Genomic DNA, 23,470 nt, shown 5'->3' with positions numbered 1-23,470 from the left:
TGTTACCCCTGCGGCCGGTTTCGGGCGCATATTGCCATCACGGCAGCCTGACGCCCGTTTTCACCTTACTTCCGGTTACGCCACCAGCTGACAATCGCTGCGGTAATAATCCCCGCCAGGATCGGTGCTGCCAGGTCGTGCCAGAAAGTCATGGCAAACTGCGCGAGCGTCATATAGCCGCCTTGTTGTAATGACAACATTTTGCGGCTATTCTTGAAGTGTCTGGTTTCAAGATTAGCCCCCGTTTTGTTGTCAGGTTTTACCTCTCAACGTGCGGGGGTTTTCTCTTTCCAGCAACCAATGCCACCAGGGATAAAGCCCCCGCAACATTGCGCCTCACCGGATAATTCCGGCTTGGTGTGGATACTACGTCTCAATTCATCTTCACTTCATCCCTGAAATGTTTGCAATAAAGAGTACATTCCGGCTTTTCAACAGCTGTTGCAGTGGTTTCGTGCAGGTTGTGGTACAGGCTCGCAATTCTGATTAACGAGCTGTCCAGGTAGTATGAAGAAATACAATAAGCAGGAATTTATCTTATCTCTCCCGATTTCCGTCATCGGAGGAGATATAACTGTCAGGCAAATATCGTCATCAAATAGGCGGCAAACAGTGCCAGATGCGCTGCGCCATTGAGCACGTTAGTACGTCCGGTGGAGAAGGAGATATGGCACAGCACTAAAGAGGCCACCATCACCACCATTTCTGGCGCACCAAGTGCAAACTGCAATTCGTTACCCGTCATAAAGGCAATTAGCGTGACGACAGGTACGGTAAGCGAAATTGTTGCTAACACTGAACCAAAGAACAGATTCATCGCGCGCTGAACCTGGTTGTTCAACACTGCTTTTAACGCACCTAAACCTTCCGGCGACAGAATCAACAGTGCCACCAGGAAGCCAGTAAAGGCAACAGGGGCATTCATGCTGTCGAGCAATGTCTCCAGCGAGCTGGCGTTCATTTTGGTGACTGCAATAACGGCAATCAGATGGATAATCAACCAGATAGCATGCCACAGGCTGCTATGGGCAGACGGTTTACCGTGGTGCGGGTCGTCGTCATCACTGTCATCTTCGTGCTCGTAGACAAACAAACTTTGATGCGTTTTGGCCTGGATCAGCAAAAATACGCCATACATTGCCGCAGAAATTAATGCTACCAGTAACGCCTGACCGGTTGAAAAATTCGCCGCAGGCAGAGCCATTGGAAATACCAGTACGATTATCGCCAGGGGGAACAGCGCAATTAAATACTGCTTGATACCAAACAGATTCATATATTGGGTGGCAAACTTACGACCGCCCAACAATAATGAAAAGCCAACCAGCCCACCGGTAACAATCATAATGATTGAATAGAGCGTATCACGCATTAGCGTTGGCGCGGCGTCGCCGGTTGCCATTAAAGCTGAAATCAAACTGACTTCAAGAATAACCACTGAAAGGCTAAGAATAAGCGAACCGTAAGGTTCTCCCAGGCGATGGGCTAATACGTCCGCATGACGGACAACACTAAAGGCGCTACTTAAAAAACCAATAAGCGCAAGAAGATTGATGGCAATGACCACTGGTAGTGTCTGGCTACTTCCCCACAGGAACAGCACTACCAGCGCCAGAACCGGGAAAATAAGCGAAGTCTCCTTGTGGCGGGTTTTTACCGCCTCTTGAGCATTTGACATTATGGTTATCCCTTTGCAGATGAATTTATCGAAAATGTAAAAAATAGGTAGGAAAAATAACAGAAAGTGTCTGGATATCGGTAACATTTTACGAATTTTTACCCCGCTGTCGATTTTTTACTCATTGGGGCATAAAAATAAGTATTACGTTTAGACAATGTTTGTTTTAGCGTTTCTTAAGAACAGTCTGACATGAAAATTCTTATGTTTTGGCAAGAGTAGATATTGTTGACCACACTTAATGTTCAACTTTGTAAAAGGAGTCAACGATGCCGTATAAAACGAAAAGCGATCTGCCGGAAAGCGTAAAGCACGTTCTACCGTCTCATGCCCAGGATATCTATAAAGAAGCGTTCAACAGCGCATGGGATCAATATAAAGATAAAGAAGATCGGCGTGATGACGCCAGTCGCGAAGAAACCGCGCATAAAGTGGCCTGGGCTGCTGTGAAGCATGAATATGCCAAAGGGGATGATGATAAATGGCATAAAAAATCGTAAAACCGGTAGCTTAGTTAAAGCTATTCGTGCGGTGTTGCCTTGCAAGTGGTCCGTGGATTGCATATTGTCCCGTTAGTGGTTTCAAAATGAGCGGTAAAAATGTCTGGAAGACACCAAAAAGTTGTCGCAGGGAAGTATGCAGTGGCGGAGGTGTAAGGTGATAACGCGTGATTTCTTGATGAATGCCGATTGTAAAACGGCATTTGGTGCCATTGAAGAATCACTCTTATGGTCAGCAGAACAACGGGCGGCTTCGCTGGCGGCGACGCTGGCTTGTCGACCTGATGAGGGACCGGTGTGGATCTTCGGTTATGGATCGTTGATGTGGAATCCGGCACTGGAGTTTACCGAATCATGCACCGGTACACTGGTTGGATGGCATCGCGCGTTTTGCCTGCGCCTGACCGCCGGGCGCGGGACTGCGCACCAGCCGGGACGGATGCTTGCACTGAAAGAGGGCGGACGCACCACAGGCGTCGCCTATCGACTACCAGAAGAGACGCTGGAGCAGGAACTAACCCTGTTGTGGAAGCGCGAGATGATTACCGGCTGTTATCTGCCAACCTGGTGTCAGCTTGATCTTGATGATGGACGCACAGTAAACGCCATTGTGTTTATTATGGACCCGCGACATCCAGAATATGAATCTGACACTCGCGCTCAGGTCATCGCGCCGTTGATTGCGGCGGCGAGCGGTCCGCTGGGAACCAATGCACAATACCTGTTTTCACTGGAACAGGAGCTTATCAAACTGGGAATGCAGGACGATGGGCTGAATGATTTGCTGGTATCGGTAAAAAAACTACTGGCGGAGAATTATCCGGATGGTGTGTTAAGGCCGGGATTCGCCTGAGTAAACTTCCCTCATAGTGGGGCGTCAGACGCCCCCTTAAACATTAAAATGTGAGCACTTTATCGGCTGACAGCGTCCATTGCGCCAGTTCCACAAGAGTACCGATTTCCACCCCATCAATCAGAGGAAGTGTGCTAATCCCGCGCCCGTCGGTACAGGTTTTGCACAATTTCACCGGTACATTCTGAGCGGTAAGGATCTCCAGCATTTGCTGAATGTTGTAGCCTTCCCCTGGTTTTTGCCCGCGCAACCCGGCTGTGACCGCATCAGACATCAGGAACAGACGCAGATCCAGATTGCTCTCCTGCTCTCGTAACGCAATGGCCAGCCGCAAGCTGTTAAACAAGGATTCGCTCCCGTAAGGTGCGCCATTGGCAACGATCACGATTTTTTTCATTATTTACTCCTGTATTCAGGGAATTAGACACTCATCTTCTATCTTACTGCTTCTGCAGCGTCTGACCAATCGGTCACATTTTTAAGGATTTTCCTGAAAGCGCGAGAAAATACGACAAAAGTTGCCAGTAATCGTTATTCTTTAAGGCTATGGTTTTTCATTATTACCGGAAGTTACCGACGTTTTGAGCCGTTTCGTTCCTCGCATTATCCCGTTTTATTTACTCTTGCTTGTAGCAGGCGGTACAGCTAACGCACAATCTACCTTCGAGCAAAAAGCGGCAAATCCCTTTGATAATAACAATGATGGTCTGCCGGATTTAGGCATGGCTCCCGAAAATCATGATGGGGAAAAACACTTTGCTGAAATTGTGAAAGATTTCGGCGAAACCAGTATGAATGATAACGGGCTGGATACTGGCGAGCAGGCAAAAGCTTTCGCATTGGGAAAAGTCCGCGACGCGCTTAGTCAACAGGTTAATCAGCACGTAGAGTCCTGGCTATCACCGTGGGGAAATGCCAGTGTTGACGTCAAAGTGGATAACGAAGGACATTTCACCGGCAGTCGTGGAAGCTGGTTTGTGCCGTTACAAGATAATGATCGTTATCTCACCTGGAGCCAGCTTGGTCTTACTCAGCAGGATAATGGGTTGGTGAGCAATGTGGGCGTTGGGCAACGCTGGGCGCGCGGCAACTGGCTGGTGGGTTATAACACTTTTTATGACAACTTGCAGGACGAAAATCTTCAGCGAGCGGGCTTTGGTGCCGAAGCGTGGGGCGAATATTTGCGATTATCGGCAAACTTTTATCAGCCGTTTGCTGCATGGCATGAACAGACAGCCACGCAGGAACAACGGATGGCGCGCGGGTACGACCTGACAGCTCGGATGCGCATGCCGTTCTATCAACACCTCAATACCAGTGTCAGCCTAGAACAGTATTTTGGTGATCGTGTTGATTTGTTTAACTTTGGTACGGGTTATCACAATCCCGTCGCGTTGAGTCTGGGATTAAATTACACCCCTGTGCCATTAGTCACTGTGACGGCCCAGCATAAACAGGGGGAAAGTGGCGAAAATCAAAATAACCTCGGGCTGAATCTTAATTACCGCTTTGGTGTACCGCTCAAAAAACAACTTTCTGCGGGCGAGGTTGCCGAAAGTCAGTCGTTACGTGGTAGTCGCTATGACAATCCGCAGCGAAATAATCTACCGACTCTTGAGTACCGACAGCGAAAAACGTTAACGGTGTTTCTGGCGACACCGCCGTGGGATCTAAAACCTGGCGAAACAGTGCCGCTGAAATTACAAATGCGCAGTCGTTACGGTATTCGGCAACTGATTTGGCAGGGCGATACGCAGATATTAAGTTTGACGCCGGGCGCACAAGCCAACAGCGCGGAGGGCTGGACGCTGATCATGCCTGACTGGCAGAACGGGGAAGGGGCAAGCAATCACTGGCGATTGTCTGTGGTGGTGGAAGATAACCAGGGGCAGCGTGTCTCCTCCAATGAGATCACGCTAACGCTTGTCGAACCGTTCGATGCATTGTCAAACGACGAACTGCGCTGGGAACCGTAATCAGAAAATGCGCTCCTGATGCACCCATACCGCTGCTTCCACGCGAGACTTGAGCTTCATTTTCTTCAGCATGTGCTTGACGTGCACTTTTACTGTGCTTTCGGTGATATCCAGGCGGCGGGCAATCATCTTGTTCGGCAAACCCTGGGCAATCAGCTTGAGAATATCGCGCTCGCGTGGGGTTAACTGGTTAACATCGCGCTCAGTAGTGGCACGGTTAGCGCGCAAGCTGGCGGCCAGAACAGGCGTTAATGCTTCGCTTAATACCATTTCGCCAGCAGCTGCCTGATGCAATGCTTTCAGCAGATCTTCCGGTTCCATATCTTTTAACAGATAGCCATCCGCGCCGCGTTTCAGTGCGGTGACCACATCTTCTTCATGGTTAGAGACGCTGAATATCACAATGCGCCCTGAGAGGGACTTTTCGCGCAGTTTATCCAGCGTTTCCAGACCGTTCATGCCGGGCATATTGAGATCTAACAGGATCAGATCGGGATCAAGAGATTCCGCCAGTTCAATACCCTGTTCGCCATTACTCGCTTCGCCAACCACGGTGATATCTGGTGCCATACTGATAAGCTGTTTTACGCCAGTTCGCAGCATCGGGTGATCGTCAATCAGCAGGATAGTAGCCGGTTCCTGATTACTCATGGGTATCTCCTTGGACGTCTGTGAAAGTTTTTTCGGGAATAAAGGTGACCACCACTTCGGTGCCACCTGATTCACGACGGCGGACGCGGCAATCGCCTCGTAAACTTTGCGCACGGTCGCGCATTATTATCATGCCGTAGTGATTGCTGCGGATGGCATTTTCAGGCACGCCGCAGCCGTTATCCTGGACGGTCAGTTTGACCTGATTATCGTTTTGCGCCACCGTCACCACGACCTCACTCGCTTGCGAATGTTTGAGGGCGTTACTTAATGCCTCACGGGCAATTTGCAACAAGTGGATTGCCTGATGTGAAGGCACCAGACGAGGCGGCAATTGATAATCCAGCTTCACCGGGAAGCCAAATTTGGCGCTGTACTCTTCGCAACTCGCTTCCAGCGCCGGACGTAATCCAGGCTCGGTGAGCTGCAAGCGGAATGTGGTGAGCAATTCACGCAACTGCGCCCAGGATGCATTCAGTTCGTTACGGATCTGACTTAACAGTTCGCGGCTGCTTTCTGGCAGCGCATCGCCCTGCATCTGTAAACAACTCACCTGCATCTTCATGCAAGAGAGAGATTGGGCAATAGAATCATGCAGTTCGCGCGCAATGGTGGCACGCTCTTCCATCACGATCAACTGTTGCTGACGTTCCTGATGGCGATCCAGCGCCAGCGTGGCGGTAAGTTGTTCAACCAGGGTATCCACCAGTTGTTGTTGATCATGGCTAAGATGACGCCCCTGCGGCAGGGTCGCCAGCAAAATACCGTACTGCGTATGAGAGTCAGCCAGCCGCCACTTCAGGGTCGTGCCGCGATCACCAACGGGTAATACGCCGCGCGGGCAGAGCTGGCAGCCTTTATCATCACAAGTCATATCTGGCTGGCAGGTAAACTCCTGATGATTCTCTTCATCATCAGTGTCATACACCCGCAGTTCGATATCACGTAGCAGGGTTAAATTCTGTAAGCCGTTGAGTACCGGTGACAGGCGTTCACACAGCGGGGCGCGGGAATGCAAACGGCGGTTAGCCTGCCATAAAAAAGAGAGGATCTGATTTTTATGCTCCAGCCCGGCGGTTTTCTCCTGAACCCGCTGCTCAAGTACGGCATAACTTTCGGCCAGTTCTGCAGACATATTGTTCAACGCAGTTCCAAGCATCGCCATTTCGTTGCGCCCGCTGATGTTTGCGCGTTGGGTAAAATCGCGATGGCTGACGGCACTCGCCATTGCCAGCAGTTGCCGCCACGGTTGTAGCAGTCGCGCCCGCAACCAGATAATAGTGAACACCAGTAAAAGTGCCATAAATACCGCCATTACCCGATGGACCAGTACCACTGTCTCAATACGCATTTCCGTGGTGCGGTCAAAACCAGATACCAGCTGATCAAGCCCGGCAACAAACTGGCTGACATCCGCTGACACCGTTTCTCGGTTTTGTGCACGCATCAGCGCAGGGATCAGTTCATTACGCCAGTAATCTTGTAAACCCTGTAATTGCGCCAGTTGTCCGTCTCGTTCTGCTGCTCGAGTCAACTCGGCGCTAAATGCCGTTTGTTCCATCTCTTTAATTAAGGGCTTGTCTTTCTCGCTTAATGGCACTGCCGCCAACAGACGGTAACTTTGCATGCGCAGCGATCCCGCTTTGTTGATCGCATGGGCGCTGCCCTGAACGCCTTGCACCAGCCAGCCAGAAACCGCCATCCCTGCCAGTCCAATAGCAGTAGAAAGCAACACAATAAGCGCAACCTGATTAACCAGGGTGAGCGGAGAGAGACAACGTTTAAGCATGTAAACCCCTTCCTTCAGGCTTTAAATGAGCAATAACCTTAATGAATGTGACGATATATTCTGGAATGGCAGTATTCTCGGCTATTGGCTGAAGTATACCCATAGCCGGAAAGAGTTACTCCTTATTTGCCGTGTGGTTAGTCGCTTTACATCGGTAAGGGTAGGGATTCTACAGCACCGTGAAAAATCTCATAATTTTTATGAAATCACTGTACTCACTATGGGTAATGATAAATATCAATGATAGATAAAGTTATCTTATCGTTTGATTTACATCAAATTGCCTTTAGCTCCAGACACTAAGGTGGCAGACATCGAAACGAGTATCAGAGGTGTCTATGAGTCACTCATCTGCCTCCGAAAGGGCTACTGGAGCTGTCATAACAGATTGGCGACCGGAAGATCCTGCGTTCTGGCAACAACGCGGTCAACGTATTGCCAGCCGCAACCTGTGGATTTCCGTTCCCTGTCTGCTGCTGGCGTTTTGCGTATGGATGTTGTTCAGCGCTGTTGCGGTGAACTTACCGAAAGTCGGTTTTAATTTTACGACCGATCAGCTATTTATGTTGACTGCGCTGCCTTCGGTTTCTGGCGCGTTATTACGTGTTCCATACTCCTTTATGGTTCCTATCTTCGGTGGTCGTCGCTGGACGGCGTTCAGCACCGGTATTCTGATTATTCCTTGCGTCTGGCTGGGTTTTGCCGTGCAGGATACCTCCACGCCTTATAGCGTCTTCATCATCATCTCTCTGCTATGCGGTTTTGCTGGCGCGAACTTCGCATCCAGTATGGCAAACATCAGCTTCTTCTTTCCGAAACAGAAGCAGGGTGGCGCGCTGGGTCTGAATGGTGGTCTGGGAAACATGGGCGTCAGCGTCATGCAGTTGGTTGCTCCGCTGGTGGTATCACTGTCGATTTTCGCAGTATTTGGTAGCCAGGGCGTCAAACAGCCGGATGGGACTGAGCTGTATCTGGCGAATGCGTCCTGGATATGGGTGCCGTTCCTTGCCATCTTCACCATTGCGGCGTGGTTTGGCATGAACGATCTTGCTACCTCGAAAGCCTCCATCAAGGAGCAGTTGCCGGTACTCAAACGGGGTCATCTGTGGATTATGAGCCTGCTGTATCTGGCAACCTTCGGCTCCTTCATCGGCTTCTCCGCGGGCTTTGCGATGCTGTCAAAAACGCAGTTCCCGGATGTTCAGATTCTGCAATACGCTTTCTTCGGGCCGTTTATTGGTGCGCTGGCGCGTTCTGCAGGTGGTGCATTATCTGACCGTCTGGGCGGAACTCGTGTCACGCTGGTGAACTTTATTCTGATGGCGATTTTCAGCGGCCTGCTGTTCCTGACCTTACCGACTGACGGGCAGGGCGGAAGCTTCATGGCGTTCTTCGCGGTCTTCCTGGCGCTGTTCCTGACAGCTGGGCTGGGTAGTGGTTCCACTTTCCAGATGATTTCAGTGATCTTCCGTAAACTGACAATGGATCGCGTGAAAGCAGAAGGGGGTTCTGACGAACGTGCGATGCGTGAAGCGGCAACCGGCACGGCAGCGGCGCTGGGTTTCATCTCTGCGATTGGCGCGATTGGTGGCTTCTTTATCCCGAAAGCGTTTGGTAGCTCGCTGGCATTAACGGGTTCGCCAGTAGGTGCAATGAAAGTATTTTTGATTTTCTATATCGCCTGCGTAGTGATTACTTGGGCGGTATATGGTCGGCATTCTAAAAAATAAATCTTAATATTTGATTATCCTTTGCGCGGCATGATGCCGCGCTTTTTTTATGCGTCATTTAGTTACAACATATTAGTGTTATATGGCTTATTTCGCCGGATTTCATTAAGAGCCATTAATATGTTACCCATGGGGAATACTCCTTAATACCCATTTGCATAAAAATCTTAATAGTTTAAATAACTACAGGTATAAAACGTCTTAATTTACAGCATGTTATGCTGTAACTGTTAATTATCCTAAAGGGGTATCTTAGGAATTTACTTTATTTTTCATCCCCATCACTCTTGATCGTTATCAATTCCCACGCTGTTTCAGAGCGTTACCTTGCCCTTAAACATTAGCAATGTCGATTTATCAGAGGGCCGACAGGCTCCCACAGGAGAAAACCGATGAGTAAATTCCTGGACCGGTTTCGCTACTTCAAACAGAAGGGTGAAACCTTTGCCGATGGGCATGGCCAGCTTCTCAATACCAACCGTGACTGGGAGGATGGATATCGCCAGCGTTGGCAGCATGACAAAATCGTCCGCTCTACCCACGGGGTAAACTGCACCGGCTCCTGCAGCTGGAAAATCTACGTCAAAAACGGTCTGGTCACCTGGGAAACCCAGCAGACTGACTATCCGCGTACCCGTCCGGATCTGCCAAACCATGAACCTCGCGGCTGCCCGCGCGGTGCCAGCTACTCCTGGTATCTTTACAGTGCCAACCGCCTGAAATACCCGATGATGCGCAAACGCCTGATGAAAATGTGGCGTGAAGCGAAGGCGCTGCATAGCGATCCGGTTGAGGCATGGGCTTCTATCATTGAAGACGCCGATAAAGCGAAAAGCTTTAAGCAGGCGCGTGGACGCGGTGGATTTGTTCGTTCTTCTTGGCAGGAGGTGAACGAACTGATCGCCGCATCTAACGTTTACACCATCAAAAACTACGGCCCGGACCGTGTTGCTGGTTTCTCGCCAATTCCGGCAATGTCGATGGTTTCTTACGCATCGGGTGCACGCTATCTCTCGCTGATTGGCGGTACTTGCTTAAGCTTCTACGACTGGTACTGCGACCTGCCTCCTGCGTCTCCGCAAACCTGGGGCGAGCAAACTGACGTACCGGAATCTGCTGACTGGTATAACTCCAGCTACATCATCGCCTGGGGTTCAAACGTGCCGCAGACGCGTACCCCGGATGCTCACTTCTTTACTGAAGTGCGTTACAAAGGCACCAAAACTGTTGCCGTCACACCAGACTACGCTGAAATCGCCAAACTGTGCGATCTGTGGCTGGCACCGAAACAGGGCACCGATGCGGCAATGGCGCTGGCGATGGGCCACGTAATGCTGCGTGAATTCCACCTCGACAACCCAAGCCAGTATTTCACCGACTATGTGCGTCGCTACACCGACATGCCGATGCTGGTGATGCTGGAAGAACGCGACGGTTACTACGCTGCAGGTCGTATGCTGCGCGCTGCTGATCTGGTTGATGCGCTGGGCCAGGAAAACAATCCGGAATGGAAAACTGTCGCCTTTAATACCAATGGCGAAATGGTTGCGCCGAACGGTTCTATTGGCTTCCGCTGGGGCGAGAAGGGCAAATGGAATCTTGAGCAGCGCGACGGCAAAACTGGCGAAGAAACCGAGCTGCAACTGAGCCTGCTGGGTAGCCAGGATGAGATCGCTGAGGTAGGCTTCCCGTACTTTGGTGGCGACGGCACGGAACACTTCAACAAAGTGGAACTGGAAAACGTGCTGCTGCACAAACTGCCGGTGAAACGCCTGCAACTGGCTGATGGCAGCACCGCCCTGGTGACCACCGTTTATGATCTGACGCTGGCAAACTACGGTCTGGAACGTGGCCTGAACGACGTTAACTGTGCAACCAGCTATGACGATGTGAAAGCTTATACCCCGGCCTGGGCCGAGCAGATTACCGGCGTTTCTCGCAGCCAGATTATTCGCATCGCCCGTGAATTTGCCGATAACGCTGATAAAACGCACGGTCGTTCGATGATTATCGTCGGTGCGGGGCTGAACCACTGGTATCACCTCGATATGAACTATCGTGGTCTGATCAACATGCTGATTTTCTGCGGCTGTGTCGGTCAGAGCGGGGGCGGCTGGGCGCACTATGTAGGTCAGGAAAAACTGCGTCCGCAAACCGGCTGGCAGCCGCTGGCGTTTGCCCTTGACTGGCAGCGTCCGGCGCGTCACATGAACAGCACTTCTTATTTCTATAACCACTCCAGCCAGTGGCGTTATGAAACCGTCACGGCGGAAGAGTTGCTGTCACCGATGGCGGACAAATCCCGCTATACCGGACACTTGATCGACTTTAACGTCCGTGCGGAACGCATGGGCTGGCTGCCGTCTGCACCGCAGTTAGGCACTAACCCGCTGACTATCGCTGGCGAAGCGGAAAAAGCCGGGATGAATCCGGTGGACTATACGGTGAAATCCCTGAAAGAGGGTTCCATCCGTTTTGCGGCAGAACAACCAGAAAACGGTAAAAACCACCCGCGCAACCTGTTCATCTGGCGTTCTAACCTGCTCGGTTCTTCCGGTAAAGGTCATGAGTTTATGCTCAAGTACCTGCTGGGGACGGAGCACGGTATCCAGGGTAAAGATCTGGGGCAACAGGGCGGCGTGAAGCCGGAAGAAGTGGACTGGCAGGACAATGGTCTGGAAGGCAAGCTGGATCTGGTGGTTACGCTGGACTTCCGTCTGTCGAGCACCTGTCTCTATTCCGACATCATTTTGCCGACGGCGACCTGGTACGAAAAAGACGACATGAATACTTCGGATATGCATCCGTTTATTCACCCGCTGTCTGCGGCGGTCGATCCGGCCTGGGAAGCTAAAAGCGACTGGGAAATCTACAAAGCCATCGCGAAGAAATTCTCCGAAGTGTGCGTCGGCCATCTGGGTAAAGAAACCGACATCGTCACGCTGCCTATCCAGCACGACTCTGCCGCTGAACTGGCGCAGCCGCTGGATGTGAAAGACTGGAAAAAAGGCGAATGCGACCTGATCCCAGGCAAAACTGCACCGCACATTATGGTCGTAGAGCGCGATTATCCGGCAACTTACGAACGCTTTACCTCTATCGGCCCGCTGATGGAGAAAATCGGTAACGGCGGTAAAGGGATTGCCTGGAACACCCAGAGCGAGATGGATCTGCTGCGTAAGCTCAACTACACCAAAGCGGAAGGTCCGGCAAAAGGCCAGCCGATGCTGAACACCGCAATTGATGCGGCAGAGATGATCCTGACGCTGGCACCGGAAACCAACGGTCAGGTAGCCGTGAAAGCCTGGGCTGCCCTGAGCGAATTTACCGGTCGTGACCATACGCATCTGGCGCTGAATAAAGAAGACGAGAAGATCCGCTTCCGCGATATTCAGGCACAGCCGCGCAAAATTATCTCCAGCCCGACCTGGTCTGGTCTGGAAGATGAACACGTTTCTTACAACGCCGGTTACACCAACGTTCACGAGCTGATCCCATGGCGTACGCTCTCTGGTCGTCAGCAACTGTATCAGGATCACCAGTGGATGCGTGATTTCGGTGAAAGCCTGCTGGTTTATCGTCCGCCGATCGACACCCGTTCGGTGAAAGAAGTGATAGGCCAGAAATCCAACGGCAACCCGGAAAAAGCGCTCAACTTCCTGACGCCGCACCAGAAGTGGGGTATCCACTCCACCTACAGCGACAACCTGCTGATGCTGACTTTAGGTCGCGGTGGTCCGGTGGTCTGGTTGAGTGAAGCCGATGCCAAAGATCTGGGTATCGCCGATAACGACTGGATTGAAGTCTTCAACAGCAACGGTGCACTGACTGCCCGTGCGGTTGTCAGCCAGCGTGTTCCGGCAGGGATGACCATGATGTACCACGCGCAGGAACGTATCGTTAACCTGCCTGGTTCGGAAATTACCCAACAGCGTGGTGGTATCCATAACTCGGTCACCCGTATCACGCCGAAACCGACGCATATGATCGGCGGCTATGCCCATCTGGCATACGGCTTTAACTACTACGGCACCGTAGGTTCTAACCGCGATGAGTTTGTTGTAGTGCGTAAGATGAAGAACATTGACTGGTTAGATGGCGAAGGCAATGACCAGGTACAGGAGAGCGTAAAATGAAAATTCGTTCACAAGTCGGCATGGTGCTGAATCTCGATAAGTGCATCGGCTGCCACACCTGTTCAGTTACCTGTAAAAACGTCTGGACCAGCCGTGAAGGCGTGGAATACGCGTGGTTCAACAACGTGGAAACCAAGCCGGGCCAGGGCTTCCCGACTGACTGGGAAAACCAGGAAAAATACAAAGGCGGCTGGATCCGTAAAATCAATGGCAAACTGCAACCGCGCATGGGTAACCGAGCCATGCTGCTGGGTAAAATCTTTGCTAACCCGCATCTGCCGGGGATCGACGATTATTACGAGCCGTTCGATTTTGATTATCAGAACCTGCATACCGCGCCGGAAGGCAGCAAATCGCAGCCGATTGCCCGTCCGCGTTCGCTGATTACCGGGGAACGGATGGCGAAAATCGAAAAAGGGCCGAACTGGGAAGATGACCTGGGCGGTGAGTTTGATAAACTGGCGAAAGACAAGAACTTCGACAACATCCAGAAGGCGATGTATAGCCAGTTCGAAAACACCTTTATGATGTATTTGCCGCGCCTGTGCGAACACTGCCTGAACCCGGCATGTGTGGCGACCTGCCCGAGCGGTGCGATTTACAAGCGTGAAGAAGATGGCATCGTCCTGATCGACCAGGATAAATGCCGTGGCTGGCGTATGTGCATCACCGGATGTCCGTACAAAAAAATCTACTTCAACTGGAAGAGCGGTAAGTCTGAGAAGTGCATCTTCTGCTATCCGCGTATTGAAGCGGGTCAGCCGACCGTGTGCTCAGAAACCTGTGTCGGTCGTATCCGTTATCTTGGCGTGCTGCTGTACGATGCCGACGCGATTGAACGTGCAGCCAGCACCGAGAACGAGAAAGATCTCTACCAGCGTCAGCTGGACGTGTTCCTCGATCCGAACGATCCGAAAGTCATCGAGCAGGCGATTAAAGACGGTATTCCGCTGAGCGTTATTGAAGCTGCACAGCAGTCGCCGGTTTATAAAATGGCGATGGAATGGAAACTGGCGCTGCCGCTGCATCCAGAATATCGCACACTGCCGATGGTCTGGTACGTGCCGCCTCTGTCTCCGATTCAGTCTGCAGCAGACGCGGGCGAGCTGGGCAGCAACGGAATTCTGCCAGACGTCGAAAGCTTGCGTATTCCGGTACAGTATCTGGCGAATCTGCTGACCGCCGGTGATACCAAACCGGTACTGCGTGCGCTGAAACGTATGCTGGCGATGCGTCATTACAAACGTGCTGAAACTGTTGACGGTAAAGTTGATACCCGTGCGCTGGAAGAGGTCGGTCTGACCGAAGCCCAGGCACAGGAGATGTACCGTTATCTGGCGATTGCTAACTACGAAGATCGCTTTGTGGTGCCGAGTAGTCATCGTGAACTGGCACGGGAAGCCTTCCCGGAGAAAAATGGCTGCGGCTTTACCTTTGGTGATGGCTGCCACGGCTCAGATACCAAATTCAATCTGTTCAACAGCCGTCGTATCGATGCCATCGATGTGACCAGCAAAACGGAGCCGCATCCATGATCGAACTCGTGATTGTATCGCGTCTCCTTGAATATCCGGATGCTGCCTTATGGCAGCATCAACAAGAGATGTTTGAGGCGATTGCTGCGTCGAAAAATCTGTCGAAAGAAGATGCCCATGCGCTGGGCATTTTCCTGCGCGATTTAACGGCGATGGATCCGCTCGATGCCCAGGTCCAGTACAGCGAACTGTTCGACCGTGGCCGCGCCACGTCACTGTTGCTATTTGAACATGTTCACGGTGAATCCCGTGACCGCGGCCAGGCGATGGTGGACCTGCTGGCGCAGTACGAGCAGCACGGCTTGCAGTTAAACAGCCGCGAATTACCGGACCATCTGCCGCTGTATCTGGAGTACCTGTCGCAGCTGCCGCAAAGCGAAGCCGTGGAAGGTTTGAAAGATATCGCGCCGATTCTGGCATTGCTGAGCGCGCGTCTGCAACAGCGTGAAAGCCGTTATGCCGTGATGTTTGATCTGCTGCTGAAATTGGCCAATACCGCTATCGACAGCGACAAAGTGGCGGAAAAAATTGCCGACGAAGCGCGCGATGATACGCCGCAGGCGCTGGATGCTGTCTGGGAAGAAGAGCAGGTTAAATTCTTTGCTGACAAAGGCTGCGGTGATTCAGCAATCACTGCTCATCAGCGTCGCTTTGCCGGTGCCGTCGCGCCGCAATATCTGAATATCACCACCGGAGGACAGCACTAATGCAATTCCTGAATATGTTCTTCTTTGATATCTACCCGTACATAGCCGGGGCGGTCTTCCTGATTGGTAGCTGGCTGCGTTATGACTACGGGCAGTACACCTGGCGCGCGGCGTCCAGCCAGATGCTGGATCGCAAAGGGATGAACCTGGCGTCGAACCTGTTCCATATCGGTATTCTGGGGATTTTTGTCGGTCACTTCTTCGGTATGTTGACGCCGCACTGGATGTATGAAGCCTGGCTGCCGATTGAAGTGAAACAGAAAATGGCGATGTTTGCTGGTGGTGCCAGCGGCGTGCTGTGTCTGATTGGCGGCGTGCTTTTGCTGAAACGTCGTATGTTCAGCCCACGCGTGCGTGCAACCACTACCGGAGCGGATATCCTGATCCTGTCGCTGCTCGTTATCCAGTGCGCGCTGGGCCTGCTGACCATTCCGTTCTCCGCTCAGCATATGGACGGTAGCGAGATGATGAAACTGGTTGGCTGGGCGCAGTCGGTGGTGACCTTCCACGGTGGCGCTTCTCAACACCTCGATGGTGTGGCGTTTATCTTCCGTCTGCACCTGGTGCTGGGGATGACGTTATTCCTGCTGTTCCCGTTCTCGCGTCTGGTACACATCTGGAGCGTACCGGTGGAGTATCTGACACGTAAGTACCAGCTGGTGCGCGCTCGTCACTAAACGAATTTTAGTTCACATAGACCCTGCTTCGGCGGGGTTTTTTTATGGGCACGGTGCGGGGTGAGTTGTCGGATGCGCTTCGCTTATCCGACCTACAGGGGAGGATATTGTAGGCCCGGTAAACGTGGTGCCATCGGGCAAAATTAGCTCGGAGTAACAGGTTTTGATTATTCAAGGAAGCGATGGTGGTGGGGGAAGGATTACTCAGCGCTGCGCGCTTCGCCCTTCGGGTCGTTGCCTGCGGCAACGCTCTCTCGCTGGCGCTCAAGTCGAACCTTGGTCGAAGCTTCTCATCCTTCCCCGCTTGGGCAGAATATTTGATTGCAGATTCGTTTGAGAATTCCGGGGCTTTTGAAAGTGATGGTGGTGGGGGAAGGATTCGAACCTTCGAAGTCGATGACGGCAGATTTACAGTCTGCTCCCTTTGGCCGCTCGGGAACCCCACCACGGGGTAATGCTTTTTACTAGCCTGCTCCCTTATCGGGGAGCGGGGCGCATCATATCAAATGACGCGCCGCTGTAAAGTGTTACGTTGAGAAAAATGAACTGGTTGCGTAATTTTCATCCGTAACGGATTAAAGGTAACCAGTTATTTTTGCTGGCGATTAAAGAATAATCGTCCGATTACCGTAAACAAAGACGCGTTGCGCCAGTACTTTGTATAGCGCACGACTTAAGACGTTTTTCTCGACGTCACGACCTGCGCGCATCATATCTTCAGCTGTGTAGGTATGATCGACATGAATAACGTCCTGCATGATGATTGGGCCTTCGTCCAGATTGTCATTCACATAGTGAGCGGTTGCGCCAATAATCTTCACACCACGTTCATAGGCCTGGTGATAAGGACGTGCGCCGATAAACGCAGGCAGGAATGAATGGTGAATATTGATGATTTTATTCGGGAAGCGTGCCACAAATTCCGGCGTTAATACCCGCATATACTTCGCCAGCACCACATAGTCAGGTTGATAAGCATCAATGGCGTCCGCCATCTTTTGATCGTGCTCGTTGCGGCTTAACCCTTCATGGCTTACCAGCTCAAACGGAATATCAAAACGCTCAACCAGAGAACGTAAAGTATCGTGGTTACCAATAACTGCCGCGATTTCGACATCCAGACCGCCGTAATTGGCTTTCATCAACAAATCGCCAAGGCAATGCGCTTCTTTAGTGACCAGAATCACTATCCGGCGACGACCGGCAGGATTCAGCTCACGCACGGAGCCTTCTGGCAATGCGCTATCGAGATCCGCCAGCAGGGTGGAATCATTAAAAATCCCTTCCAGTTCCGTGCGCATAAAAAAGCGCCCGGTACGGTGATCAACAAATTCATTGTTCTGTACGATATTTAACTCGTGCTTGTAGCAAATATTGGTAATACGTGCGATCAGACCTTTTTGGTCCGGACAAATAGTACGCAGAACTTTACGTTGGAGTGAATGCATTGCTGGAAAAACCTTGTTGAGAGTGTTTGCTAAACCGTACCGTCAACCATTATTGGCCGCAGCACTTTTTAAATTTTTTACCTGAACCACAAGGGCAGGGATCGTTGCGACCAAACTGCGGACGTGTACCGTCAATATAGTACCATTGACCGTTTTCTTTCAAAAATCGCGAACGTTCAATTATTGCACCTGTTTTGCCACCTTCGGTAAATCGAGCAACAAAACTGACAAATCCGATATTGTCGGCGTCCTGCCAACAATGTTCAAATACGGTCAATCCCAACCATTCAGTATGCGCAAATCCGGTCATCAATTCGGCACGTAACGCCGCTGCTCCACAAGAGGGATGCCAGGTCTTTATTAAATAATCAGCGTCTTGCATCACAAAAGCGCAGTAACGCGAACGCATGAGATGTTCTGGATCAGGTGCAACCTTTTCACCAGACACATAAGGGTGGCAACATAGGCTATACTCGACAGCACTACCACAGGGACAAAGCTGAGACACCAATAATCTCCCTGGAAACAATAACGGCGTATTAACCGCCTGAGTAGCACTATGTTAACCGAGCAGTAGCGATGTGGCTACGATTGCATTCCAGGGGAATCTTGCGGGAATAATGAGAAAGATAAAAATAGGGCTGGCGCTGGGATCTGGCGCGGCGAGAGGTTGGTCGCATATTGGCGTTATTAATGCGCTAAAAAAAGTGGGTATTGAAATTGATATCGTTGCAGGATGTTCAATTGGTTCGCTGGTGGGCGCGGCCTATGCATGCGATCGATTATCTGCGCTGGAAGATTGGGTAACCTCTTTCAGTTATTGGGACGTTTTACGCCTGATGGACCTCTCCTGGCAGCGCGGTGGGTTACTGCGCGGCGAGCGTGTCTTCAATCAATATCGCGAAATAATGCCGGAAACAGAGATCGAAAATTGTTCCCGTCGCTTTGCGGCTGTTGCCACCAATTTAAGTACGGGGCGTGAATTATGGTTTACTGAAGGCGATCTCCATCTTGCTATTCGCGCATCATGCAGTATTCCAGGACTCATGGCACCCGTTGCACATAACGGCTACTGGCTGGTTGATGGGGCAGTAGTTAACCCAATTCCTATTTCTCTTACGCGTGCATTGGGGGCTGATATTGTGATAGCGGTCGACCTGCAGCACGATGCTCATTTGATGCAACAAGATCTGCTCTCCTTTAATGTCAGTGAAGAAAATAGCGAGAATGGTGATTCTCTACCGTGGCATGCGCGTCTGAAAGAAAGGTTAGGCAGCATAACGACACGTCGGGCTGTGACAGCGCCAACGGCAACAGAGATTATGACCACGTCTATCCAGGTGTTGGAGAACCGCCTTAAAAGGAACCGCATGGCAGGTGATCCGCCCGATATTCTGATTCAACCTGTTTGCCCGCAAATATCTACGCTTGATTTCCATCGCGCGCACGCTGCCATTGCGGCCGGACAGCTGGCAGTGGAAAGGAAAATGGACGAACTTTTGCCGTTGGTACGCACCAACATTTGACCAGAATTTTTATCTACACTTAAGTTAATTCTGACAGGCGCAGGTGGCAATAGCATGCCACTATTGAGTAAAGCCGGTCAGGGGAGAGAACATGACGCAGCCATTGGTCGGAAAACAGATTCTCATTGTTGAAGATGAGCAGGTATTTCGCTCGCTTCTGGATTCATGGTTTTCCTCATTGGGAGCGACAACGGTACTGGCGGCTGATGGGGTGGATGCCCTTGAGTTGCTGGGAGGTTTCACTCCAGACCTGATGATATGTGATATCGCGATGCCACGAATGAACGGGCTTAAACTGCTGGAGCATATACGTAACAGAGGCGACCAGACCCCAGTTCTGGTGATATCTGCCACTGAAAATATGGCAGATATTGCCAAAGCGTTACGTCTGGGCGTTGAAGATGTTTTGCTGAAACCAGTTAAAGATCTGAATCGCTTGCGCGAGATGGTTTTTGCCTGTCTCTATCCCAGCATGTTTAATTCGCGCGTTGAGGAAGAGGAAAGGCTTTTTCGCGACTGGGATGCAATGGTTGATAACCCTGCCGCAGCGGCGAAATTATTACAGGAACTACAACCGCCGGTTCAGCAGGTGATTTCCCATTGCCGGGTTAATTACCGTCAATTGGTTGCCGCGGACAAACCCGGCCTGGTGCTTGATATTGCCGCACTTTCGGAAAACGATCTGGCATTTTATTGCCTTGATGTCACCCGAGCTGGACATAATGGCGTACTTGCTGCCTTGTTATTACGCGCATTGTTTAACGGATTATTACAGGAACAGCTTGCACACCAAAATCAACGGTTGCCAGAGTTGGGCGCGTTATTGAAGCAGGTAAACCATTTACTTCGTCAGGCCAATCTGCCGGGGCAGTTTCCGCTATTAGTTGGCTATTATCATCGCGAACTGAAAAATCTCATTCTGGTTTCTGCGGGTCTGAATGCGACGTTAAATACCGGCGAACACCAGGTGCAAATCAGTAATGGTGTTCCGTTAGGCACTTTAGGTAACGCTTATTTGAATCAATTGAGCCAGCGATGCGATGCTTGGCAATGCCAAATATGGGGAACCGGTGGTCGACTGCGCTTGATGTTGTCTGCAGAATGAGCAAACGATAACGCGGGCTAAATTTGCATTACCTGCTAATGTCGGCTGGTGGTACTATCGTCGCCATTCGTATAAGTAATTGTCTTAATTATGCTATCTCGCCTCCTTTTCAGAACTTAGCCCCTTCGGGGTGCTGATATACTGGGATGCGATACAGAAATATGAACACGTTCAAAACACGAACAGTCCAGGAGAATTTAAATGGCTGCCATTAATACGAAAGTCAAAAAAGCCGTTATCCCCGTTGCGGGATTAGGAACCAGGATGTTGCCGGCGACGAAAGCCATCCCGAAAGAGATGCTGCCACTTGTCGATAAGCCATTAATTCAATACGTCGTGAATGAATGTATTGCGGCTGGCATTACTGAAATTGTGCTGGTTACACACTCATCTAAAAACTCTATTGAAAACCACTTTGATACCAGTTTTGAACTGGAGGCAATGCTGGAAAAACGTGTAAAACGTCAACTGCTTGATGAAGTGCAGTCTATTTGTCCACCGCACGTGACTATTATGCAAGTTCGTCAGGGTCTGGCGAAAGGCCTGGGACACGCGGTATTGTGTGCTCACCCGGTAGTGGGTGATGAACCGGTAGCTGTTATTTTGCCTGATGTTATTCTGGATGAATATGAATCCGATTTGTCACAGGATAACCTGGCAGAGATGATCCGCCGCTTTGATGAAACGGGTCATAGCCAGATCATGGTTGAACCGGTTGCTGATGTGACCGCATATGGCGTTGTGGATTGCAAAGGCGTTGAATTAGCGCCGGGTGAAAGCGTACCGATGGTTGGTGTGGTAGAAAAACCGAAAGCGGATGTTGCGCCGTCTAATCTCGCTATTGTGGGTCGTTACGTACTTAGCGCGGATATTTGGCCGTTGCTGGCAAAAACCCCTCCGGGAGCTGGTGATGAAATTCAGCTCACCGACGCAATTGATATGCTGATCGAAAAAGAAACGGTGGAAGCCTATCATATGAAAGGGAAGAGCCATGACTGCGGTAATAAATTAGGTTACATGCAGGCCTTCGTTGAATACGGTATTCGTCATAACACCCTTGGCACGGAATTTAAAGCCTGGCTTGAAGAAGAGATGGGCATTAAGAAGTAACATCCGTATCGGTGTTATCCACGAAACGGCGTTGAGCAATCGACGCCGTTTTTTTATAGCTTATTCTTATTAAATTGTCTTAAACCGGACAATAAAAAATCCCGCCGCTGGCGGGATTTTAAGCAAGTGCAATCTACAAAAGATTATTGCTTGATCAGGAAATCGTCGAGGGATTTACCTTGCTCATCCATTGCTTTTTTGATTACAGCTGGAGTACGGCCTTGGCCAGTCCAGGTTTTAGTTTCGCCGTTTTCGTCAACGTAGCTATATTTTGCCGGACGCTGAGCACGTTTAGCTTTGGTGCCAGATTTAACGGCAGCAAGGCTATTCAGCAGTTCGTTCGGGTCAATACCGTCAGCGATCAGCATTTCGCGATATTGCTGCAGCTTACGAGTGCGCTCTTCAACTTCAGCAGCAGCCGCGCTTTCTTCTTCGCGACGTTCATTAACAACAACTTCTAATTTTTCCAGCATTTCTTCCAGCGTTTCAAGTGTACATTCTCTTGCCTGCGCACGAAGAGTACGGATGTTGTTCAGAATTTTAAGTGCTTCGCTCATTGTAGTAATCTCAAACTTATATTGGGGTGGTTTGTTGAGGTAATAATAGAGCCTTAAATTCAGTTGTGCAATAGCCAGGAATGTAAGGAATTCAAAATTGTTCTTTATTTTGTGCCGCCAATAAATATCTTTTCATAAAATTAGCCAGAAAAGACGCGGCATATAGCCCTATTTACACCGATGATTTCGCAGCACGTGAGGTTAAAACTTCCTGATTCATGTCACATTTTATGGGGAGATTATCGTAGGCTGACGACCTTTCAGTCTTCTGTATTAGTTGTGTTTACGAGAATTCCCTATTAAGCGAATGATGAAAAGTAGAACAGTCGCAATAAGAGCATGGACTTAGTATTGCACTATCTCCTGGAGGTCAACAGAGGGCTATTACTTGCGCAACAGGTTAAAGATTGTGAATAGTTACCAGCAGTCATTTACCCGCTTATAACAAGCGAGGCAGTTGTAATGATAGCTCAGAAGGATTATGCAAGGCTTCGTAAGGGAGAACGCATATACCCACTTCTGTGCATACTGTTGAGCTGAAAAACTGACGAATTATGATAAACTCCAGCCAACTTTATTTCATATCATTGAGGGCCTGTGGCTGATGGCACAGCTATATTTCTACTATTCCGCAATGAATGCGGGTAAGTCTACAGCATTGTTGCAATCTTCATACAATTACCAGGAACGCGGCATGCGCACTGTCGTATATACGGCAGAAATTGATGATCGCTTTGGTGCCGGGAAAGTCAGTTCGCGTATAGGTTTGTCATCGCCTGCAAAATTATTTAACCAAAATTCATCATTATTTGATGAGATTCGTGCGGAACATGAACAGCAGGCAATTCATTGCGTACTGGTTGATGAATGCCAGTTTTTAACCAGACAACAAGTATATGAATTATCGGAGGTTGTCGATCAACTCGATATACCCGTACTTTGTTATGGTTTACGTACCGATTTTCGAGGTGAATTATTTATTGGCAGCCAATACTTACTGGCATGGTCCGACAAACTGGTTGAATTAAAAACCATCTGTTTTTGTGGCCGTAAAGCAAGCATGGTGCTGCGTCTTGATCAAACAGGCAGACCTTATAACGAAGGTGAGCAGGTGGTAATTGGTGGTAATGAACGATACGTTTCTGTATGCCGTAAACACTATAAAGAGGCGTTACAAGTCGGCTCATTAACGGCTATTCAGGAAAGGCATCGCCACGATTAATAAGAATTTCTTTACTGACAGGGTGAGCAGGGCACTTTTATCCTGTCAGTTCGTTTTACGCACTTCTTCCGGGCTATATACCCTTCTCGGCAGTTTTTTAACGCCGCTATACGCCTCACAGGGCTCTTAAGCACCGACGTTGACTTGTGACCTGTAAAGTACAATATCCCTGTGTTTAGGCGTTATACATCGTCGCAAATATGATGAAGGCTAATGCTGTCGGTTTATGGAAAAGTTGCTTTGGGTAAACAAAAAAACGGCCCCAGAAGG

Annotated in this window: 20 protein-coding genes, 1 tRNA gene and 1 other RNA gene; 12 read left to right on the top strand and 10 right to left on the bottom strand. The window is 50.2% G+C overall.

The features are described 5' to 3' along the window. Window positions 1-65: 65 nt before the first annotated feature. Window positions 66-173: a type I toxin-antitoxin system toxin Ldr family protein gene (locus ACUU1I_RS12090; RefSeq protein ID WP_000170965.1), complete on the bottom strand. Its 108-nt coding sequence runs from the start codon at window positions 171-173 to the stop codon at window positions 66-68. A 404-nt stretch (window positions 174-577) separates the two neighbouring features. Further along, window positions 578-1,678 (bottom strand): sodium-potassium/proton antiporter ChaA, encoded by a 1,101-nt coding sequence (gene chaA / locus ACUU1I_RS12085; RefSeq protein WP_005067943.1) that lies wholly within the window; start codon window positions 1,676-1,678, stop codon window positions 578-580. A 269-nt stretch (window positions 1,679-1,947) separates the two neighbouring features. On the opposite strand from chaA, the gene chaB reads away from it, so the two are divergent. Next, window positions 1,948-2,178, top strand: coding sequence for a putative cation transport regulator ChaB (gene chaB / locus ACUU1I_RS12080; protein ID WP_001146444.1), 231 nt, complete (start codon window positions 1,948-1,950; stop codon window positions 2,176-2,178). Between the two features lie 157 nt (window positions 2,179-2,335). Further along, complete coding sequence (chaC, locus tag ACUU1I_RS12075; RefSeq protein WP_001295621.1) at window positions 2,336-3,031, top strand: glutathione-specific gamma-glutamylcyclotransferase; 696 nt, start codon at window positions 2,336-2,338, stop codon at window positions 3,029-3,031. 43 nt (window positions 3,032-3,074) lie between these two features. Here the strand turns inward: chaC and ychN are convergent, their stop codons facing one another. Continuing rightward, window positions 3,075-3,428, bottom strand: coding sequence for a DsrE/F sulfur relay family protein YchN (ychN, locus tag ACUU1I_RS12070; RefSeq protein WP_000724907.1), 354 nt, complete (start codon window positions 3,426-3,428; stop codon window positions 3,075-3,077). Between the two features lie 184 nt (window positions 3,429-3,612). Between ychN and ychO the strand changes: the two genes are divergently transcribed. Next, a complete protein-coding gene (gene ychO / locus ACUU1I_RS12065; protein WP_000086221.1) occupies window positions 3,613-5,007 on the top strand; it encodes an inverse autotransporter invasin YchO in 1,395 nt (464 codons plus the stop codon). Here ychO and narL read toward each other — a convergent pair whose 3' ends face one another. Together narL and narX are read right to left on the bottom strand one after the other, a co-directional pair. Beyond that, a complete protein-coding gene (narL, locus tag ACUU1I_RS12060) occupies window positions 5,008-5,658 on the bottom strand; it encodes a two-component system response regulator NarL (RefSeq protein ID WP_000070489.1) in 651 nt (216 codons plus the stop codon). Continuing rightward, a complete protein-coding gene (gene narX / locus ACUU1I_RS12055) occupies window positions 5,651-7,447 on the bottom strand; it encodes a nitrate/nitrite two-component system sensor histidine kinase NarX (protein WP_000918073.1) in 1,797 nt (598 codons plus the stop codon). The genes narL and narX overlap by 8 nt, the downstream gene beginning before the upstream one ends. Window positions 7,448-7,785: 338 nt before the next feature. Here narX and narK point away from each other — a divergent pair, with 338 nt between their 5' ends. The 5 genes from narK (at window position 7,786) to narI (ending at window position 16,232) form a co-directional block, all read left to right on the top strand. After that, window positions 7,786-9,177, top strand: a complete 1,392-nt coding sequence (gene narK / locus ACUU1I_RS12050; protein ID WP_000019858.1) for a nitrate transporter NarK — start codon at window positions 7,786-7,788, stop codon at window positions 9,175-9,177. Window positions 9,178-9,569: 392 nt separating this feature from the next. Beyond that, the gene (locus ACUU1I_RS12045) at window positions 9,570-13,313 is read left to right on the top strand and encodes a nitrate reductase subunit alpha (RefSeq protein WP_000032935.1); all 3,744 of its coding nucleotides are present in this window, start codon (window positions 9,570-9,572) and stop codon (window positions 13,311-13,313) included. After that, window positions 13,310-14,848 (top strand): nitrate reductase subunit beta, encoded by a 1,539-nt coding sequence (gene narH / locus ACUU1I_RS12040; RefSeq protein WP_000702650.1) that lies wholly within the window; start codon window positions 13,310-13,312, stop codon window positions 14,846-14,848. Before ACUU1I_RS12045 ends, narH begins: the two co-directional genes overlap by 4 nt. After that, window positions 14,845-15,555 (top strand): nitrate reductase molybdenum cofactor assembly chaperone, encoded by a 711-nt coding sequence (narJ, locus tag ACUU1I_RS12035; RefSeq protein ID WP_000571704.1) that lies wholly within the window; start codon window positions 14,845-14,847, stop codon window positions 15,553-15,555. The genes narH and narJ overlap by 4 nt, the downstream gene beginning before the upstream one ends. Beyond that, a complete protein-coding gene (gene narI, locus ACUU1I_RS12030) occupies window positions 15,555-16,232 on the top strand; it encodes a respiratory nitrate reductase subunit gamma (protein WP_001160114.1) in 678 nt (225 codons plus the stop codon). Before narJ ends, narI begins: the two co-directional genes overlap by 1 nt. Window positions 16,233-16,415: 183 nt before the next feature. On the opposite strand, the gene ACUU1I_RS12025 is transcribed toward narI, so the two are convergent. The 4 genes from ACUU1I_RS12025 to ACUU1I_RS12010 all read right to left on the bottom strand — a co-directional run bounded on the left by ACUU1I_RS12025 (window position 16,416) and on the right by ACUU1I_RS12010 (window position 18,188). Next, window positions 16,416-16,547, bottom strand: a non-coding RNA gene (locus ACUU1I_RS12025) — RtT sRNA. A 46-nt stretch (window positions 16,548-16,593) separates the two neighbouring features. Next, window positions 16,594-16,678 (bottom strand) — tRNA-Tyr (locus tag ACUU1I_RS12020). A gap of 159 nt (window positions 16,679-16,837) precedes the next feature. After that, on the bottom strand, window positions 16,838-17,680 hold the full coding sequence (purU, locus tag ACUU1I_RS12015) for a formyltetrahydrofolate deformylase (RefSeq protein ID WP_000555849.1): 843 nt from the start codon (window positions 17,678-17,680) through the stop codon (window positions 16,838-16,840). A 49-nt stretch (window positions 17,681-17,729) separates the two neighbouring features. Beyond that, window positions 17,730-18,188 (bottom strand): YchJ family protein, encoded by a 459-nt coding sequence (locus ACUU1I_RS12010; RefSeq protein WP_005105319.1) that lies wholly within the window; start codon window positions 18,186-18,188, stop codon window positions 17,730-17,732. Between the two features lie 112 nt (window positions 18,189-18,300). Between ACUU1I_RS12010 and rssA the strand changes: the two genes are divergently transcribed. From rssA to galU, 3 genes are all read left to right on the top strand, one after another. After that, a complete protein-coding gene (rssA, locus tag ACUU1I_RS12005; RefSeq protein ID WP_001295622.1) occupies window positions 18,301-19,206 on the top strand; it encodes a patatin-like phospholipase RssA in 906 nt (301 codons plus the stop codon). A 91-nt stretch (window positions 19,207-19,297) separates the two neighbouring features. Continuing rightward, on the top strand, window positions 19,298-20,311 hold the full coding sequence (gene rssB / locus ACUU1I_RS12000) for a two-component system response regulator RssB (RefSeq protein ID WP_000193447.1): 1,014 nt from the start codon (window positions 19,298-19,300) through the stop codon (window positions 20,309-20,311). Between the two features lie 201 nt (window positions 20,312-20,512). Continuing rightward, window positions 20,513-21,421, top strand: coding sequence for a UTP--glucose-1-phosphate uridylyltransferase GalU (galU, locus tag ACUU1I_RS11995; protein WP_000718995.1), 909 nt, complete (start codon window positions 20,513-20,515; stop codon window positions 21,419-21,421). Window positions 21,422-21,564: 143 nt separating this feature from the next. On the opposite strand, the gene hns is transcribed toward galU, so the two are convergent. After that, a complete protein-coding gene (gene hns / locus ACUU1I_RS11990) occupies window positions 21,565-21,978 on the bottom strand; it encodes a histone-like nucleoid-structuring protein H-NS (RefSeq protein WP_001287378.1) in 414 nt (137 codons plus the stop codon). Window positions 21,979-22,582: 604 nt separating this feature from the next. On the opposite strand from hns, the gene tdk reads away from it, so the two are divergent. Then, the gene (tdk, locus tag ACUU1I_RS11985; protein ID WP_000068084.1) at window positions 22,583-23,200 is read left to right on the top strand and encodes a thymidine kinase; all 618 of its coding nucleotides are present in this window, start codon (window positions 22,583-22,585) and stop codon (window positions 23,198-23,200) included. Window positions 23,201-23,470: the final 270 nt, after the last annotated feature.

The organism is Shigella sp. SIG3 (assembly GCF_053555855.1).
This window is presented reverse-complemented; position numbering and strand designations above follow the sequence as displayed.